15 protein-coding genes are annotated in these 17,417 nt (G+C 62.8%); 10 read left to right on the top strand and 5 right to left on the bottom strand.

Features of this window, described 5'->3' with window-relative positions; all coding sequences use genetic code 11:
- The first annotated feature begins 19 nt into the window (after positions 1-19).
- The gene (locus F2982_RS22180) at positions 20-781 is read left to right on the top strand and encodes a hypothetical protein (RefSeq protein WP_130281044.1); all 762 of its coding nucleotides are present in this window, start codon (positions 20-22) and stop codon (positions 779-781) included.
- Between the two features lie 17 nt (positions 782-798).
- Here the strand turns inward: F2982_RS22180 and F2982_RS22185 are convergent, their stop codons facing one another.
- The 4 genes from F2982_RS22185 to F2982_RS22200 all read right to left on the bottom strand — a co-directional run bounded on the left by F2982_RS22185 (position 799) and on the right by F2982_RS22200 (position 5,054).
- Complete coding sequence (locus tag F2982_RS22185; RefSeq protein ID WP_130281042.1) at positions 799-2,115, bottom strand: LLM class flavin-dependent oxidoreductase; 1,317 nt, start codon at positions 2,113-2,115, stop codon at positions 799-801.
- 86 nt (positions 2,116-2,201) lie between these two features.
- Positions 2,202-3,158: a sulfonate ABC transporter substrate-binding protein gene (locus F2982_RS22190; RefSeq protein ID WP_203430920.1), complete on the bottom strand. Its 957-nt coding sequence runs from the start codon at positions 3,156-3,158 to the stop codon at positions 2,202-2,204.
- A gap of 180 nt (positions 3,159-3,338) precedes the next feature.
- Positions 3,339-4,013: a dimethylsulfonioproprionate lyase family protein gene (locus tag F2982_RS22195; protein WP_203430921.1), complete on the bottom strand. Its 675-nt coding sequence runs from the start codon at positions 4,011-4,013 to the stop codon at positions 3,339-3,341.
- A gap of 132 nt (positions 4,014-4,145) precedes the next feature.
- Entirely contained in the window at positions 4,146-5,054 is a 909-nt protein-coding gene (locus tag F2982_RS22200; RefSeq protein ID WP_203430922.1) for a DMT family transporter, read from the bottom strand.
- A 107-nt stretch (positions 5,055-5,161) separates the two neighbouring features.
- On the opposite strand from F2982_RS22200, the gene F2982_RS22205 reads away from it, so the two are divergent.
- On the top strand, positions 5,162-6,037 hold the full coding sequence (locus F2982_RS22205; RefSeq protein ID WP_203430923.1) for a LysR substrate-binding domain-containing protein: 876 nt from the start codon (positions 5,162-5,164) through the stop codon (positions 6,035-6,037).
- Here F2982_RS22205 and F2982_RS22210 read toward each other — a convergent pair.
- A complete protein-coding gene (locus F2982_RS22210) occupies positions 6,006-7,004 on the bottom strand; it encodes a GlxA family transcriptional regulator (RefSeq protein ID WP_203430924.1) in 999 nt (332 codons plus the stop codon). The genes F2982_RS22205 and F2982_RS22210 overlap by 32 nt on opposite strands.
- A 100-nt stretch (positions 7,005-7,104) precedes the next feature.
- Between F2982_RS22210 and F2982_RS22215 the strand changes: the two genes are divergently transcribed.
- From F2982_RS22215 to F2982_RS22250, 8 genes are all read left to right on the top strand, one after another.
- The gene (locus F2982_RS22215; RefSeq protein ID WP_203430925.1) at positions 7,105-8,007 is read left to right on the top strand and encodes a 3-keto-5-aminohexanoate cleavage protein; all 903 of its coding nucleotides are present in this window, start codon (positions 7,105-7,107) and stop codon (positions 8,005-8,007) included.
- Positions 8,008-8,014: 7 nt separating this feature from the next.
- Positions 8,015-9,508 (top strand): carnitine 3-dehydrogenase, encoded by a 1,494-nt coding sequence (locus F2982_RS22220; protein ID WP_203430926.1) that lies wholly within the window; start codon positions 8,015-8,017, stop codon positions 9,506-9,508.
- A gap of 377 nt (positions 9,509-9,885) precedes the next feature.
- Positions 9,886-10,101 carry a hypothetical protein gene (locus tag F2982_RS22225; RefSeq protein ID WP_203430927.1) on the top strand — a complete coding sequence of 72 codons (216 nt, stop codon included), beginning with the start codon at positions 9,886-9,888 and terminating at the stop codon, positions 10,099-10,101.
- Between the two features lie 115 nt (positions 10,102-10,216).
- Positions 10,217-11,806 (top strand): ABC transporter substrate-binding protein, encoded by a 1,590-nt coding sequence (locus tag F2982_RS22230; RefSeq protein WP_112717696.1) that lies wholly within the window; start codon positions 10,217-10,219, stop codon positions 11,804-11,806.
- Positions 11,807-11,898: 92 nt separating this feature from the next.
- On the top strand, positions 11,899-12,906 hold the full coding sequence (locus F2982_RS22235; RefSeq protein ID WP_199625249.1) for an ABC transporter permease: 1,008 nt from the start codon (positions 11,899-11,901) through the stop codon (positions 12,904-12,906).
- A complete protein-coding gene (locus F2982_RS22240) occupies positions 12,903-13,730 on the top strand; it encodes an ABC transporter permease (protein WP_112717692.1) in 828 nt (275 codons plus the stop codon). The genes F2982_RS22235 and F2982_RS22240 overlap by 4 nt, the downstream gene beginning before the upstream one ends.
- The gene (locus F2982_RS22245) at positions 13,723-15,354 is read left to right on the top strand and encodes an ABC transporter ATP-binding protein (RefSeq protein WP_203430928.1); all 1,632 of its coding nucleotides are present in this window, start codon (positions 13,723-13,725) and stop codon (positions 15,352-15,354) included. Before F2982_RS22240 ends, F2982_RS22245 begins: the two co-directional genes overlap by 8 nt.
- A 56-nt stretch (positions 15,355-15,410) precedes the next feature.
- Positions 15,411-17,414, top strand: a complete 2,004-nt coding sequence (locus tag F2982_RS22250) for a CocE/NonD family hydrolase (RefSeq protein WP_203430929.1) — start codon at positions 15,411-15,413, stop codon at positions 17,412-17,414.
- The last annotated feature ends 3 nt before the right edge of the window (positions 17,415-17,417 follow it).

Consider the following 17,417-nt stretch of genomic DNA (forward strand, 5'->3'; position numbering starts at 1 on the left):
AATACAGAAAGGTCTGACAATGCTCGACTTGGTCAAATCCTCCATCGAGGCCCATGGCGGCCTCGACAGGTGGCAGCGCATCCGCAAGATCACCGCGACGATGACGCCGGATGGTCTGGCGCTGAAAGCTCGCGGCCAGGAGGCCTTTGCGAAAAGGCCGACGCGGGTGACAATCGATACGCGCCTGCAGAAGACGACCTTCGATCCATTTCTGGCACCGGAACAGATCGGCATCTACGAACCGTTCCGGACTGCAGTCGAAAGCGCCGCAGGCGCGACGCTCGAATGGCTGGACAATCCGCGCCAGTCATTCACGCCGAATGTGCCATGGAGCGCCTCACAGCTCGTCTATTTCGCCGGATACGCGATGTGGACCTACCTGACACTGCCATTCTCGCTGCTGACCGATGGCGTCAGCTGCGAAGAGATCGAACCGTGGCACGAGGACGGCGAAGTCTGGCGGGCCATAAAAGTCCGGTTCCCGGCTTCCTACGTCACGCATTCCACCGAACAAGTGCTCTACTTCGACAGCAACGCCCTGATCCGGCGCCAGGACTATGCGGTGGAGATCGCGGGCGGCGGTACCGCCGCTCACTATTCCTATGATCACCAGGCGTTCGAAGGACTGGTCTTCCCGACCCGCCGCCGCATCTATCTGCGCGGCGCCGATGGGCAACCCGACAGAAACGTCATCCTGATGGCCGCCGACTTCGAGAATTTCGAGTTCGTCCGCGAGGAACAGGGCGTCCCCCAAGGCTGGAACGCGGTGACCTGTGACTAGCCGGCAGGCACGTTCGCCTAGGCAAGCCCCAGATGGGATCGCAGCGTGCGCCCGGAATAGTTCGTCCTGAACAGCCCGCGGCGCTGCAACTCCGGCACCAGCAGATGGACGATGCGCTCCAGACTGTCGGGCAGGACCGGCGGCATCAGGTTGAATCCGTCTGCGCCGCCGCCCACGAACCAATCCTCAAGCGCGTCTGCCACCTGTTTCGTCGAGCCGACGATCGTCCAGTGCCCACGCGCGCCAGCAATATGCTGGTAGATCTGGCGGAGGTTCAGGTTCTTCTCGCGGGCCAGATCGACGATCAGCTTCTGCCTGCTCTTATTACCGTTGGTTTCGGGCATATCAGGCAGCGGGTCTTCGGGCGAGTATCCGCTGAGATCGAAGCCGACGAGCTGGGACAGCAGCAGCAGTCCGGATTCCGGATGAACCAGGTTCTGCAGCCGTTCGAAGATGTCTTCGGCTTCGGATTGCGTTTCGGCCACCACCGGAAAGGCGCCGGGCATGATCTTCATCTGCTCGGCCGTCCGCCTATAGCGTCCGAGGCGGGATTTTACGTCGGTATAGAATTCCCGGGCAGACAATAGTGTCTGATGAGCCGTGAAGATCGCCTCGCCGGATTGCGCCGCCAGCTCGCGTCCCGCCTCCGACGATCCCGCCTGGAAAATCACCGGCGCGCCTTGTGGCGAACGGCCGACATTGAGCGGTCCCCGCACCTTGAAATGCCTGCCCTCGTGATTGAGCACATGCATCTTCGACGGATCGAAGAAGCGGCCCGCCTCGCGGTCGCGGACGAAGGCACCCTCCTCCCAGCTGCTCCAGAGTCCCTTGGCGACATCGACGAACTCTGCGGCACGGGCATAGCGGTCCGCATGACGAACATGCTCCTCGAGGCCATAATTATAGGCTTCGCTCTCATTGACCGATGTAACGAGGTTCCATCCCGACCGGCCGCCACTAATCAGATCGAGCGAGGCGAATTTCCGCGCCAGGTCGTAGGGCGTGTTGAAGGTGCTGGAGACCGTCGCGACCAGACCGATCTTCTCTGTAACGGCGGCGAGCGCCGAAAGTAGCGTGATCGGTTCGAAGCTGACGTCATGGGAGGAACGCGACGCCGCCTCCACCTCCCCCGAGCCGATGCTGCCCGCGAAATCAGCAAGGAACAGGGCATCCAGCTTACCTGCTTCGGCGATCTGGGCCATGGCCTTGTAATGCGCAAAATCCACACCGGCATCCGAGGCCGAGCGGGGATCCCGCCATGCCGCCGAATGCTGCCCAGCAGGCATGAGGAAGGCGGTAAGGCTCATTTGCCGCGTAGGGCTTGCGTCAGCCATGATCTGTCCTGGGATGCGGGGTCGAGACATTGCGGAGCCGCTGCGGAAGGCAGCGGCTCCGAAACTTTGATGCCTTCAGCGGACCTTCACGCCTTGGCGCGGCGCACGGCGTCGGCGATCGTGACTTTCTTCGGGATGAGCTGGAGTTCGAAGAAGGTGTCGGCGATCGCCTGCTGCTGGGCGACGACCGTATCGTCGAGGCTCTTCACGCCATAGGACTGGCGCTCCAGCGCCTTGACGAGCACCGGTTCGGGAATGCCGACCAGCGGCGAGAGTTCCTTGGCGGCGGCGGAAACGTCGGCCTTGGCCCATTCGTCGATCTCGGCGATCGCGGCAATGACCGTATCGACGGCTTCGGCGTGGCCGTCGACCAGCGTCTTGGTGCCGAGATAGAATTGATGGTTGGGGACGATGCCCTCGCCGTTTCTGAGCTCGCGCGCTTCGATCGCCTCTTCTGCCGCGGCCTGGAACGGATCCCAGATCACCCAGGCATCAACGGCGCCCTGCTCGAAGGCCGCACGGCCGTCGGCCGGGGCGAGGAAGGAGGGCTCGATATCGGCATAGGTGAGGCCTGCTTCCTCAAGCGCCTTGACCAGCAGGTAGTGGACGTTGGAGCCCTTGTTGAAGGCAACCTTCTTGCCCTTCAGATCGGCAACCGCCTTGATCGGGCTGTCCTTCGCAACGAGGATCGCTTCGCCGCGCGGCGCAGGCGGTTCATGGGCCACGTAGACCAGCGGCGCACTGGCCGCTTGGGCGAAGATCGGCGGCGTTTCGCCGGTGGAGCCGAAGTCGACGGCGCCGGCATTCAGCGCCTCGAGCAGCTGAGGCCCGCCGGGAAACTCGGTCCATTCGACCGAATAGCCGATCGCCTGCAGCTTGGATTCCAGGCTGCCCTTCCCCTTCAAGAGCACCAGCGTGCCGTATTTCTGATAGCCGATCCGCACGACCTTGTCGGCTGCGGCGGCCGTACCGGCTTTGATGAATGGCAGGGTAGCGGCAGCGCCTGCGAGTGCAGCCGTAAAAGCGCGTCTTGAAATGTCCATGATAGCCCTCCGAAAGATCTCGTCGAGTAAAGTAATTTATGTCTACAGATTTACTAGAATAACTATGCTGTTCTCATAGGCTCTGAGGAATTTGATTTTCCTGCGGCGTTGTCGAACCGTGTTGCCTATACTCAGGACAGCGAAAATCGGCCGCTGGTGCGGCCTGCGACAGTGAAAGAGTCAGCGCTCCATCTGGCACCAGGCCGCCAGGAGCGGCCGCGCAGTGCAGCGCATGGCGACGGTGTGACCTGCCTGGTTATAGAAAGCGGAGCCCGGCGTAGCCTGCTGCCAGCCGCGGTCGTCGCAGAGGAATTCGCAATCGGAGAGCGCCAGGAACACGCGGGCGCGATACTGCACGTGATCGGGGAAGCGGCTGTAGGGCTCCATGATCGTCAGGCCGAGTGTCACGTCTTCCCGCTCTTCCAGGCCCGATGCCCCGGCGATGATCGCATGCGCATGCGCGGTCTCGATATTCATGCTGGCGAAGGGGCCGGTCTTGCTGGAGACCCAGTCGAGGTTTTTCGCGACGTCGTTGATGGCGGCCGCCACCTCGGCGAAGGCCTTGCCCTTGGACGCGATCTGGCGCAGCGCGAATTGCAGTTGCGGCACCAGCTTCAGCGGTGTTGCGGGACGGGTCGAGACCGCGCCCGGCTGCTGCAGCAGGTGGAAGATCTTGCCGGCGACGAATTTTTCCATCATCGGCGTGCCATCGGCAAGCATCAGGCTGCCGATCGCGCCGATCAGGCGCTGCACCTCGGCCGGCCTGCGGGCGCGGCTCGCCGGGTAGGCCTCCTCGGTTCTGGTTCCTCGGTGCAAGAGGAGATCGGCATCTCTCCTCAGCTTGGATTTCGACATCGGGTATATTCCGGAGCGCTTCGCGCCACCCAAAGGCGGCGCAACCTGAGCGCAAATAGTTTCGCGAAGGCATCGGATCAACACCAATGCGAAAGCGCGGTCAAGACGGCTGACGAAAACTCCTGCGGAGCATCAGCCTTTCGCCGGCGCGCGCCGGCTCGACCGCAGGTCGCCCGCCGTATGCCAGACCACAGCCGCGACGATCACGGCGCCGCCAAGGAGCGTCGCGAGCGGCGGCTGCTCGGCGAAGAACAGCCAGACCCAGAAGGGCGTCAGCACGATTTCCATCGTGCCGATCAGCGCCGCCTCAGCCGGCGGCATGCGCCGGGCGCCAGCCAGGAACAGGACCAGCGCAATCGAGAAATTCGTGGCGCCGAAGGCCGCCAGCACCACCCAGTTATAAGTGTCGATCGAGCCGACCGAACCGAAGGGCGAGAAGATCGCCAGCGTCAGGAAGGCGCTGACGATGGTCGGCGGCAGGCTCGGCACGCCGGGGCTGATGCGCGGGATGACGATGATCAGTGCGAAGGAGGCGGTCATCCCCAGCGCCAGCAGATCGCCAAAGCCGGTTCCGCCGCCGATCGACGAGGCAACGATGATGATGACGCCGAGAAGGCAGGCGCCACCCGCCATCATCGTGCGGCGCGCGACGCGCTCCCTAAGCAGCACCCATCCGAGGAGTGCGGCGATGAAGGGGGCCGTTGCATAGATGACGGCGACATTGGCGACGCTCGTCGTATAGAGCGCGCCGATGAAGCAGGCCTGACAGAAGGTCTGGCAGGCGATCATCGCGATGCCCGACGGATGGAAGATCGAGGCCCATTGTTTTCTCGACAATCCGCCTTCGAGGAAGAAGCTCGGTATCAAGAGAAACAATCCGCCGAACAGCGAACGCCAGGCGATCGTCGTCCATGCGTCGATGGATAAAAGCCGTGAATAGATGCCGCTCGCGCTCCAAGCCAGCGTGGCGGCAACTACCAGAATGACGCCCTTTTCGTGCTCGCTCAGGCCGAGCGGGCGGACGTCCGTATTGAGTGACATTGGTTTTCCCGAACCAGAGGTCTGATTTGCTCTGTTTGCTACCGTTCTTGACATTAAGCAAACGAATAGTTGAGATAGCTGCCATCTGATTTTTTTGTGGCTTGAGAATGCGTCAACCCATCGAAAGCGATCTGCTGCGCACCTTCCTCGTCGTCGTCGAGACGTCGAATTTTTCGGCGGCGGCGCAGGCGATCGGCCGGACGCAATCGGCCGTCAGCGCGCAGATCAAGAAGCTCGAGGAAACGATCGGCGAGACGCTGTTCGAGCGCGGCGCCCGCGGCGTCGTGCCGACGCGCTGGGGGATGCAGCTTCTGCCCTACGCACAGCGCGTCATCGATCTCCTGGATGAGGCGGCGGCGACGATCCGCACCAAGGAGCTGGACGGCCCCGTTCGTATCGGCATCCCCGAGGAATACAGCCAGACGGTACTGCCGGCAGCGCTTGCGGCATTCGCCGTCCGCCACCCGGCCGTCGAGGTGACTGTTTCCTGCGATTACACCGTCAGGAACCTCGCGGCACTGGAGCGAGACGAACTCGATCTCGCCGTCGTCTTCGACTGGGGCAACCAGTCGAGCGGCGAGGTTCTCTGTATCGATCCGACCGTATGGGTGACGTCGCAGGTCCACCGCCTGCACGATCTCGACCCGATGCCGATCGCCATCTACAGGAATTCGAACTGGTGCCGGGATTTCGCCCTGCGATCCCTCGACCAGATGGGGCGGCGCTACCGCATCGCCTTCATCGCCGACACCAGCTCGGGCCTGCAGAATGCCGTCGTGGCCGGGCTTGCGGTGACGACGCTGTCGCGCAGCCATATTCCGCCGGGCTGCCGGGAACTGACGGCCGATGACGGCTTTGCGCCGGTCGATACGTCCAAGGTCGTGCTGCGGCGCAACCCCTATCACTCGACCGAAGCTGTGCGCGAACTGGCCGACATGGTGCGCGACGCCTTCAAGCCGATCGGCTATCAGGCGCTGGTGTAACCGGGCGGCGCAGGCGCCTGCGGGTGTCGGACGGGCTTTCCGAAAAGCTGGCGCGATAGCTGCGGGCAAAGGCGGAGGCCGAGTTGAAGCCGGTGGCGGCGGCGATATCGGCAAAGGAAGCCTTGGTCTCGATGACCTTGCGCCGCGCCGCGTTCAGCCTCAGCGCCAGATAGTGCACATGCGGCGGCGCGCCGATGCTCTCCTGGAACAATCCCTGCAGATGACGGGCGCTGACGCCGACGCGTTTGGCGATGCGGCTGAGCATCACCGGCTGTTCGATATGCTCTTCCATCAGCCGCACGGCCGACGCCACACGCGGATCGCGCATGCTGAGGCCCGCGGCAGAGGGCGAAAGCTGGCTTTCGTTGTGGAACGACACCTGCTCGTAGCTGAACAGACGGCTGACCTCGAGCGCCAGCGAATAGCCCTGCCGCTGGCGGATGATCTCGAGCATCAGGTCGACCGTCGGCAGCGGCCCTGCCGTGGTCAGCCGCTTTCCGTCGATGACGAAGCGGTCCTTCACTGCCTTCACTTGCGGGTAGGCCAGCGAAAAATCCTCGAAATCCTCCCAGTGGATCGTCGCCGTCAGGCGGTCGAGAAGGCTGGATTCGGCGAGCAGCCATGTGCCGGATTCGATCCCGGCGATGACGCTGCGATGGCGCGCCGCCTGCGAGAGCTGCATTTTCAGCGCGGCCGTGGCGCTCTGCCGCCAGTTGTAGCTGGCGAGAACGAAGAGCGGCGCATCCTCCCGCGCGGCGCTGAATGCACCGGCGGCGGGCACCGGAATGCCGCTCGTCGTCCGCACCGGGGCGCCATCAGGCGTCAGCAGCCGCCAGCGATAGAGCTCGCTGCCGGCAATGCGGTTGGCGCCGCGCATCGGCTCGATGACCGAGGCGAGCAGGATGAGGTTCGTCTCCGGCAGGACGAGAAGATCGAGATCGAGGCGGTCGTTCGAGCGGGTGAGCATGAAGTCTCCAGATTGCCGATACTGTATCAATCGCTTCCGTTAATGCAAAGCATGGACGCCCCGATTGCCGCGTAATGCATGCAATACGAGGGAGAACACGATGCCTCTTGCGATGAACCGCGATGTCTTCATCACCTGCGCCGTCACCGGCTCCGGTGACACGGTTTCCAAATCCAGCCACGTTCCCATTACTCCCAAGCAGATCGCGGATTCCGCGATCGACGCCGCCAAGGCTGGGGCGGCCGTTGTTCACTGTCACGTCCGCGATCCGGAGACGGGTGCAGCAAGCCGCCGCAACGATCTCTACCGCGAAGTGACGGACCGCATTCGCTCCGCCGATGTCGATGTCGTGCTGAATCTCACCGCCGGCATGGGCGGCGACCTGATCTTCGGCGACGTCGAAAAGCCGCTGCCGCTCAATCCCGCCGGAACCGACATGGCCGGCGCCAGCGAGCGTGTCAGCCACATCGCCGAGTGCCTGCCGGAGATCTGCACGCTCGACTGCGGCACGATGAATTTCAGTCTCGGCGATTACGTCATGACCAACACGCCCTCGATGCTGCGGGCGATGGCGAAGAAGATGACCGATCTCGGAGTGCGCCCCGAAATCGAGGCCTTCGACACCGGCCATCTGTGGTTCGCAAAGCAGCTTGCCGAAGAGGGTCTGATCGAGGATCCGGTGCTGATCCAGCTCTGCATGGGCATTCCCTGGGGTGCGCCCGACGATCTCAATACCTTCATGGCGATGGTCAACAACGTGCCCAAGAGCTGGACCTTTTCGGCCTTTTCGATCGGCCGCAACGCCATGGCTTACCCGGCAGCGGCTGTCCTGGCGGGCGGCAATGTTCGTGTCGGGCTGGAAGACAATCTCTATGCCGGCAAAGGCCTGCTCGCCACCAACGCGCAGCTGGTCGAGAAGGCCGTGCAGGTTATCGAAGGCATGGGCGCGCGCATCATCGGGCCCGATGCCGTTCGCGAAAAACTGAAGCTCAGGAAGCGTTGAGGGCTGCATGATCAAGATCAACAAGGCAGCCTGTGTCGGCGGCGGCGTCATCGGTGGCGGATGGATCGCCCGCTTCCTGCTGGCCGGGATCGATGTCGATGTCTTCGACCCGCATCCGGAAGCGCAGCGCATCGTCGGCGAGGTGATCGCCAATGCCGAGCGCGCCTATGCGATGCTGACGGGCGCGCCCCTTCCCCCGCGCGGCAAACTCACCTTCTGCAAGACGCTGGAAGAGGCGGTCGTCGATGCCGACTGGATACAGGAGAGTGTGCCGGAAAGGCTCGATCTCAAGCGCAACGTGCTGACCCAGATCGACGCCGCCTGCCGTCCGGACGCGTTGATCGGCTCCTCGACTTCGGGCCTGCTGCCGACAGACCTGCAGCGCGACATGCAGTTTCCCGACCGGCTCTTCGTCGCCCACCCCTATAATCCGGTCTATCTGCTGCCGCTCGTCGAGATCGTCGGCGGCGAAAAGACCAGCCATGCGACGATCAAGGCAGCGATGGAAAAGCTGCCGCCGATCGGCATGAAGGGCGTGCATATTGCCAAGGAGATCGAGGCCTTTGTCGGCGATCGTCTACTGGAAGCGCTGTGGCGCGAGGCGCTCTGGTTGATCCAGGACGATATCTGCACCGTCGAGACGCTCGACGATGTCATCCGCTATTCCTTCGGCCTGCGATGGGCACAGATGGGCCTGTTCCAGACCTATCGCATCGCCGGCGGTGAAGCCGGCATGCGGCACTTCCTGGCGCAGTTCGGGCCTTGCCTGCAGTGGCCGTGGACGAAGCTCACCGATGTCGTCGATCTCGACGACGCGCTCGTCGAAAAGATCGGCCAGCAGTCGGATGAGCAGGCGGGCGATCTTTCGATCCGTGAGCTCGAACGCATCCGGGATGAGAATCTGGCTGGTATCTTCCAGGCGCTGAAGGCCGGTGATGGCGGCAAGGGCTGGGGTGCAGGCAAGCTGCTCAAGGATTTCGAGCATTCGCTCTGGGCTGCCGCCAAGCCGGCCGAACAGACGAAAACTTCGACCCCGCTTCGGCTTGTCGACACCAAGGTCAGCCCCGCCTGGGTCGATTACAACGGCCACATGACCGAGCATCGCTACCTGCAGGTCTTCGGCGATACCACGGATGCGCTGCTACGGCTGATCGGCGCCGGTCTTGCCTATGTCGAGGCCGGGCACAGCTACTACACCGTCGAGACCCATATCCGGCATCTCGGCGAAGCCAAGCTTGGCCAGGCGATCTATGCGACCTGCCAGCTGTTGTCGGTCGACGAAAAGCGGCTCCACGTCTTCCACAGCATCTGCGATGCGACGACGGGTGAGGTGCTCGCAACCGGCGAGCAGATGCTGCTGCATGTCGACTCCAAGGCTGGCAAGGCCGTTCCGGCGCCACGGGAAATCCTGGCGGAAGCAAAGGCGATCGCCGAGGCCCACGCCTCACTCCCTACCCCGGATGGCGCCGGCCGCCATGTCGGGCAGACAAAGCAGGGATGAGACGATGATCTGTCTGCCGAGCTCCATTTCCGAAAGCAGATCCCGCAAGGCTGTGCCTCGCGGGGCTTCGGATTGGGCGGCAAACAGCGGCAGAGAAATCACTCAATACAACCAGAGAGATAGGCGCCCATTCTCATCTGCAGGATCGGCCTCTTGCTATTCCACTTCAGCACGGCTTGTCACCGTCAATGCAAAAACGCCCTTCGGGCGAGCATATGCTCGATATGTCGCAGACGACGTATATGATGTCGTTTCACCGGCCCCCCGGCGGGTCAAAGTGGCCCTTAATTCGATCTCATGCATATTCACTGCCGGGGCAAGTCTGACGGGCTCCCTCGCAGAAACAGCGGAGGTAGCGTAGGTTGAACGGACGTAGCTTGACCACCTTTGAGCTGCTGACTTCCCTGCCCTCTGCCGCAGCCAAGACGCATGCGGCCCGCTGTCGTCTCGCCATCGCTGGCGCCATCCTTACCCACAATTCCAATCTTCAGGAAACAAGCCGGACAAAAACAACCGCCGGCATTCCCGATCGCCGCGCCATCAAGCTGGCGCCCACACCCACGCGCAATCGTCTAGCCGAGAAAGGAAGATAAGGGCGGCACCAACCGCGACGTTTTCCCGAACGAACATGGACCTGGCACCGGAAGAGGAAACCGGTTCTGCGGTCCACTTGCCAATTCTTCAATCGAGACAAGAAGGAACAGGGGAATGAACGACTATACCAAATATCTCGCAAGCCGCGTTACCGCAGGCGGGCTGAACCGCCGCGAATTTCTGGGACGCGCCATGGCTGCCGGCCTGACGCTTGCCGTTGCCGACAAGCTTTTCACTGAAAGCGCCGAAGCCGCCGAACCAAAGCGTGGCGGCCATCTGAAGCTCGGTCTCGAAGGCGGCGCTGCCACCGACTCCAAGGACCCGGCGAAGTTTCTCTCGCAATTCATGTTCTGCGTCGGCCGCTGCTGGGGCGACATGCTGGTGGAATCCGACCCGCTGACGGGTGCTGCCGTTCCCTCGCTGGCCGAATCCTGGGAGCCGTCGAAGGACGCCGCCACCTGGACCTTCAAGATCCGCAAGGGTGTTAAATTCCACAATGGCAAGGAACTGACGATCGACGACGTCGTCGCCACCCTCAAGCGCCACACCGACAAGAAGTCGGAATCCGGCGCGCTCGGCGTTCTCGGCTCCATCAAGGACGTCAAGGCCGACGGCGGCAACCTCGTGCTGACGCTGACCGAAGGCAATGCGGACATGCCGCTGCTGCTGACGGACTATCACCTCGTCATCCAGCCGAATGGCGGCAATGATGATCCGCTGGCCTCCATCGGTACCGGCCCCTACAAGCTCACGAGCTTCGAGCCCGGCGTTCGCGCCACCTTCGAAAAGAATGCCGACGACTGGCGTTCGGACCGCGGCTATGTCGATTCGATCGAAATCATCGGCATGAACGACGCGACCGCCCGTATAGCCGCACTTTCTTCCGGCCAGGTGCACTATATCAACCGCGTCGATCCGAAGACCGTCGATCTCCTTAAGCGCGCGCCGACCGTCGAGATTCTCTCGACCTCCGGCCGTGGCCACTATGTGTTCATCATGCATTGCGACAAGGCGCCGTTCGACAACAACGACCTGCGGCTTGCCCTGAAATATGCCATGGACCGTGAGACGATGGTCAAGAAGATCCTTGGCGGCTACGGCAAGGTCGGCAACGACTTCCCGATCAACAACACCTACGCCCTCTTCCCCGAGGGGATCGAACAGCGCGCCTACGATCCGGACAAGGCCGCCTTCCACTACAAGAAGTCCGGTCACAGCGGCTCCGTGCTGCTGCGCACCTCCGAAGTCGCCTTCCCGGGCGGCGTCGATGCCGCCGTTCTCTACCAGGAAAGCTGCAAGAAGGCGGGCATCGAGATCGAGGTCAAGCGCGAACCGGGCGACGGCTACTGGACCAACGTCTGGAACGTCCAACCCTTCTCGACCTCCTACTGGGGCGGCCGCCCGACGCAGGACCAGATGTATTCCACGGCCTATCTCTCGACGGCCGACTGGAACGACACGCGGTTCAAGCGTCCTGACTTCGACAAGCTACTCCTTGAAGCACGCTCGGAACTCGACGAGACCAAGCGCAAGGACATGTATCGCACCATGGCGATGATGGTGCGTGACGAAGGCGGTCTCATCCTGCCGATGTTCAACGACTTCGTGAACGCCTGCTCCAAGCAGGTGAAGGGATATGTCCACGATATCGGCAACGACATGTCGAACGGCTATGTCGCCACCCGCGTCTGGCTCGATGCCTGACGGCCGGGGGCTTCCCCGCCATCTCTGACTGAACCAGGACCGCAAGCTCAAGGCTTGCGGTCCCCCTGACGTTTCAGCGCGAGGCCTTCGCCATGCCCAGTTCATCGACCGGCAACCCTTTGCCGGGTCTCAGATTCCGACAGCGCTTTCCGCTGCTCGCCCTCATCATCGAGCGCTTCGTGCTCTCGCTCGTCCTGCTCTTTGCCGTATCGATCCTGATTTTCGGCGGCCTCGAAGCGCTGCCCGGCGATTTTGCGACGACCTATCTCGGTCAGTCGGCAACGCCGCAGGCGGTCGCCAATATCCGCCAGGATCTCGGCCTCGATCGGCCGGTGACGACCCGCTATGTCGAGTGGCTCGGCAATGCCGTCCAGGGCGATTTCGGCACCTCATGGGCAAGCAAGAACTCGGTCAGCGAGCAGATCGGCAAACGCTTGGGCAACTCGCTGTTCCTGGCCGGCTTCGCCGCGCTGATCTCTGTGCCGCTCGCCGTGGCGCTCGGTATGCTCTCGGTGCATTTCAGAAACCGGATGCCGGACAAGATCATCAACGTGATCTCGCTTGCGGCCATCTCGCTGCCCGAGTTCTTCATCGGTTACCTGCTGATCATGTTCTTCGCCGTGAAACTCGGCGTCGCGACCTTCCCGGCAACGGTCTATGACAGCATGGGCTTCGTCGAGCGGCTGAAGGCGATCGCGCTGCCGACAGCAACTCTCGTGCTGGTCGTCCTTGCGCACATGATGCGCATGACGCGGGCGGCAATCCTCTCCGTCATGTCGTCGGCCTATATGGAAACCGCCGAACTCAAGGGTCTCGGCGCCTTCCGCTCGATCGTCAAGCATGCCGCACCCAATGCGCTGGCGCCGATCATCAACGTCGTGGCGCTCAACCTTGCCTATCTCGTCGTCGGCGTCGTCGTGGTCGAGGTGGTCTTCGTCTATCCCGGCATGGGTCAGTACATGGTAGACGCGGTGACCGTGCGCGACATGCCGGTCGTCCAGGCCTGCGGCCTGATCTTCGCCGCTGTCTACATCTTCCTGAACATGATTGCCGACATTCTGGCGATCGTCGCCAACCCGAGACTGAGGCATCCGCGATGAGATTGAGAGATATCCCCATCACCGCCTGGATCGGCATCATCGGCATCGTTATTGCTTTCATCTTCGCGATCTTCGCGCCCTGGATCGCCCCCTATGGCGAGACCGAGGTCGTCGGCAATGTCTGGCAGGTCGCCGACAACCAGTATTTCTTCGGCCTCGACAATCTCGGCCGCGATATCCTTTCGCGGCTGATCTACGGCGCCCGCACCACGCTCTTCGTGGCGCTCGGCGCAACGCTGATTTCGTTCTCGCTCGGCATTATCCTAAGCTTCACGGCCGCCGTGTCGCGCGGGATCATCGATACCGTCTTCTCGCGCTTCAACGACCTGATGATGTCGATCCCGACGCTGATCTTCGCGCTCGTGGTTCTCGCCGTTCTGCCGCAGAATATCGTCATCCTGATCCTGGTCATGGCGATCCTCGATTCCACCCGCGTCTACCGCCTCGGCCGCGCTGTGGCGCTCGATGTCGCGGTCATGGAATTCGTCGAGGCCGCCAAGCTGCGTGGCGAAGGCAAGCTGTGGATCATCTTCCGCGAAATCCTGCCGAACACGCTCTCGCCGCTGCTGGCCGAATTCGGCCTGCGCTTCGCCTTCTCCATCCTCTTCCTGTCCACCCTCTCCTTCCTCGGCCTTGGCATCCAGCCCCCGGCAGCCGACTGGGGCGGCATGGTCAAGGACAACAAAGACGGCATCATCTTCGGAATCTCGGCCGCCCTCGTGCCGGGCACCGCGATTGCGGCACTCGCGGTCTGCGTCAATCTCGTCGTCGACTGGCTTTTGAAACGCACATCCAGCCTCAAGGGAGGACGCGGCGATGCCTGAGCTTCTTTCAGTTCGCAATCTGAAGATCGAGGCCACCAGCTATCCGCCCGGCGAGCCGCCGAAGCGGGTGACGATCGTCGATGGCGTCTCCTTCGACCTGCAAAAGGGCAAGGTTCTTGGCCTGATCGGCGAATCCGGCGCCGGCAAATCGACGATCGGCCTTTCGGCGCTCGCCTATGGACGTGGCGGCGCCGAGATCACAGGGGGCGAAGTTCTGCTCGACGGTAAGGACATCCTGCCGCTCGGCAAGGGCGGCATCCGCCAGATCCGCGGCGCCCGTGTCTGCTATGTCGCGCAGTCGGCGGCCGCCGCTTTCAATCCGGCCCACAAGCTTGGCGACCAGGTGATCGAAGCCTCCGTCAAGCACGGTCTGATGAGCAAGGAGGAGGCGCGCAAGCGCGCGCTTTATCTCTTCCAGGTGCTGGGTCTTCCGAGCCCCGAAACCTTCGGCGACCGCTTTCCGCATCAGGTCTCAGGCGGCCAGCTGCAGCGCGCCATGACGGCGATGGCGCTCTGCTCCAATCCATCGCTGATCGTCTTCGACGAGCCGACGACGGCGCTCGACGTGACGACTCAGATCGACGTGCTCGCGGCGATCAAGCATGCGATCGAGGAGACGCATACGGCGGCCCTCTACATCACCCACGACCTTGCCGTCGTCGCCCAGATCTCCGACGACATCATGGTTCTCCGCCACGGCAAGACGGTGGAATATGGCAGCGTGCAGCAGATCATCGAGGCGCCGGCGCAGGACTATACGCGTGCCCTGGTCAACGTCCGCCAGACGGCGCGCGATGAGGCGCCGGATCAATCCGGCGCGTTGCTGAAGGTAGAGAATATCAGCGCCGAATATTCCAACGGTTTCAAGGTGCTGCACGGGGTTTCTCTTCACGTGCCGAAAGGACAGACGCTTGCCGTCGTCGGTGAATCCGGTTCGGGGAAATCCACCCTTGCGCGGGTGATCACCGGGCTGCTTCCGCCGAACGAAGGCAAGATCATCTTCGACGGCAAGCCGCTGACGCCGAGCCTTCGCAACCGCCCGAATGACGACCTCAGGCGCATACAGCTGATCTACCAGATGGCCGATACCGCCATGAACCCGCGCCAGACGGTGCGCGATATCATCGGCCGCCCGCTGACCTTCTATTACGGCCTGCGGGGCGCGAAGAAGACGGCGCGCGTCAAGGAACTGCTCGATCAGATCGAGATGGGCAACGGCTTCATCGACCGATATCCGGCCGAGCTTTCCGGCGGCCAGAAGCAACGCGTGGCGATCGCCAGGGCACTTGCGGCAAAGCCGGAGCTCATTCTCTGCGACGAGCCGACCTCAGCACTCGACCCGTTGGTCGCCGAGGGCATCCTGAAGCTTCTGATGCGGCTTCAGGAGGAAGAGCAGCTCTCCTACATCTTCATCACCCACGATATCGCGATCGTCCGGGCGATTGCCGATAGCGTTGCGGTCATGCACCGTGGCAAGCTGGTGCGGTTCGGACCGAAATCGAAAGCGCTTTCGCCGCCCTTCGACGACTACACCGACCTGCTTCTGAAATCGGTGCCGGAGATGGAAATCGGCTGGCTGGAGCGTGTGCTGGCGACGCGTCGGATGGAAAGCGCCGGCAACTGAGATTTCGGGGCGGCGCAAGCCGCCTCGTTCCCATGAGAGTGCATGAAGGAAGAGACATGACCCCGCGCGGCTTCACGACGATCGAGAACCAATGGATCACGCTCAAGGATGGGACGCGGCTTGCCGCCCGCATCTGGATGCCGGATGGGGCGGAGAGCGATCCCGTCCCCGCGGTTTTCGAGTTCCTGCCCTATCGCAAGCGCGACGGGACCTGCCTGCGCGACGAGTCGACCTATCCGGTCTTTGCGGCGGCGGGGATAGCAGGTGTGCGTGTCGATATTCGCGGCTCCGGGGAATCCGACGGTGTCATCGACGGGGAATATACGGAGCTCGAGCTTGCCAATGCCCGCGAGCTGATCGCCTGGATTGCGGCGCAGCCCTGGTCGAACGGCTCCGTGGGGATGATGGGCATCTCCTGGGGCGGCTTCAACAGCCTGCAGGTGGCAGCACAGCGCCCGCCGGCTCTGAAGGCGGTCATCTCCATCGCCTCCACGGTCGATCGCTATAACGACGACATTCACTACAAGAACGGCTGCCATCTCTCGGCGCAGCTCTCCTGGGCCGCGACCATGCTCGGCTATCAGTCGCGATCGCCCGATCCCGCCCTTGTCGGCGAGCGCTGGAAGGAGATGTGGCTGGAGCGGCTGGAACACGAACCCTTCTTCATGGAGGAGTGGCTGAGCCACCAGCGCCGCGACGGCTTCTGGCAGCATGGCTCGATCTCCGAAGATTTCTCCAAGGTCGAGATCCCGGCGCTTGTGATCGCCGGCTGGGCCGATGGCTATCGCAACACCCCGCTGATGGCGGTCGAAGGGCTGGGGGAAAAGGCGCGGGCGCTGATCGGCCCCTGGGTGCACAAATACCCGCACTTCGCCTGGCCGAAGCCGCGCACCGACTTCCATGGCGAGGCAATTGCCTGGTGGAACAAGTGGCTGCGTAGCGAGGAGAACGGCATCGACCGGCTCCCGCAGACACGCGCCTATATTCTCGACGCCATCCGCCCTGCCCCGCGCCGCGATTTCGATCCCGGCTTCTGGGTCGCCAAGGACCTCTGGTCGAAGCCGGAGATGCAGTGCTTCTATGTCGAACAATTCGGCAAACTGACCGAGGGCATGCCGATCCCGCAGGCGCCGGAACACGCCGTCTATCTGCGCTCGCCGCTCGATACCGGCACGTCGGCGGGCGAATATTTCACGCTGAAGCCGGATGCCGAAATGGCGCTCGACCAGCGCTCCGACGATGCGGGTTCACTGACCTTCGAAACGGTCCGGCTTGCTGCCGATCACGACTATCTCGGCCGCCCGGTGCTGACGCTCGCTCTGCGCACGCAGGCAAGGACCGGCAATCTCTGCGCCCGTCTCGTCGATGTGCATCCCGATGGGACGGCAACCCGCGTCGCCTTCGGGGTGATCAATCTCACCCATCGCAACGGCAATGCGGAGCCCGAGGCGCTGACATCAGGTGAGAAGGTCTCGATCCGGCTAGAACTCGATGCCTGCGGCTATCGCTTCCGCAGGGGGCACCGGATCAGGCTGGCGATCTCGACCGCCTATTGGCCGATGATCCTGCCGCCGCCCGAAGATGCCGGCGTCGAGATCGACATCGCCTCGCTCGGCCTCGGTCTGCCGCTGCTCGGCGCGCATGAGAAGATTGCGATCCCCGAACCAGAAAATCCCGATCCGTTGCCGAAATATATCGAGCACGCGCCTGGCGTGACCAAGCGGCAGGTCCTGAAGGATCTCTCGGCCAATCGCACCGACTACCGCATCCACGAGGATACCGGGCTGTTCGAACATCCGGATACCGGCCTCTCGACCCGGCAGTTGCGCGAGGAGGCTTGGTCGATCTCACCGGGCGATCCCCTGTCGATGACCGGCACTTCGACCTGGACCTGCGACATGCGCCGCCCGGACTGGTTCGTGCGGACGGTGGCGGCGGCAAAGATCGCCTGCACTGCCAGCGACTGGATCATCAGCGCCGTGGTGACTGCCTATGAAGGTGACGCACAGGTCTTCGAGAAGGTGTTTGCTGAGATGCGCATCCCCCGCGACCTGATGTGAGCG

It is taken from the genome of Rhizobium sp. BG4 (genome assembly GCF_016864575.1).
Taxonomy (GTDB): domain Bacteria; phylum Pseudomonadota; class Alphaproteobacteria; order Rhizobiales; family Rhizobiaceae; genus Rhizobium.

What these genes read in the sequence shown, in the direction of transcription:
- F2982_RS22180 (WP_130281044.1), top strand. Translation starts at nt 20, where the DNA reads ATGCTCGACTTGGTCAAATCCTCCATCGAGGCCCATGGCGGCCTCGAC.
- F2982_RS22185 (WP_130281042.1), bottom strand. Translation starts at nt 2,115, where the DNA reads ATGGCTGACGCAAGCCCTACGCGGCAAATGAGCCTTACCGCCTTCCTC.
- F2982_RS22190 (WP_203430920.1), bottom strand. Translation starts at nt 3,158, where the DNA reads ATGGACATTTCAAGACGCGCTTTTACGGCTGCACTCGCAGGCGCTGCC.
- F2982_RS22195 (WP_203430921.1), bottom strand. Translation starts at nt 4,013, where the DNA reads ATGTCGAAATCCAAGCTGAGGAGAGATGCCGATCTCCTCTTGCACCGA.
- F2982_RS22200 (WP_203430922.1), bottom strand. Translation starts at nt 5,054, where the DNA reads ATGTCACTCAATACGGACGTCCGCCCGCTCGGCCTGAGCGAGCACGAA.
- F2982_RS22205 (WP_203430923.1), top strand. Translation starts at nt 5,162, where the DNA reads ATGCGTCAACCCATCGAAAGCGATCTGCTGCGCACCTTCCTCGTCGTC.
- F2982_RS22210 (WP_203430924.1), bottom strand. Translation starts at nt 7,004, where the DNA reads ATGCTCACCCGCTCGAACGACCGCCTCGATCTCGATCTTCTCGTCCTG.
- F2982_RS22215 (WP_203430925.1), top strand. Translation starts at nt 7,105, where the DNA reads ATGCCTCTTGCGATGAACCGCGATGTCTTCATCACCTGCGCCGTCACC.
- F2982_RS22220 (WP_203430926.1), top strand. Translation starts at nt 8,015, where the DNA reads ATGATCAAGATCAACAAGGCAGCCTGTGTCGGCGGCGGCGTCATCGGT.
- F2982_RS22230 (WP_112717696.1), top strand. Translation starts at nt 10,217, where the DNA reads ATGAACGACTATACCAAATATCTCGCAAGCCGCGTTACCGCAGGCGGG.
- F2982_RS22235 (WP_199625249.1), top strand. Translation starts at nt 11,899, where the DNA reads ATGCCCAGTTCATCGACCGGCAACCCTTTGCCGGGTCTCAGATTCCGA.
- F2982_RS22240 (WP_112717692.1), top strand. Translation starts at nt 12,903, where the DNA reads ATGAGATTGAGAGATATCCCCATCACCGCCTGGATCGGCATCATCGGC.
- F2982_RS22245 (WP_203430928.1), top strand. Translation starts at nt 13,723, where the DNA reads ATGCCTGAGCTTCTTTCAGTTCGCAATCTGAAGATCGAGGCCACCAGC.
- F2982_RS22250 (WP_203430929.1), top strand. Translation starts at nt 15,411, where the DNA reads ATGACCCCGCGCGGCTTCACGACGATCGAGAACCAATGGATCACGCTC.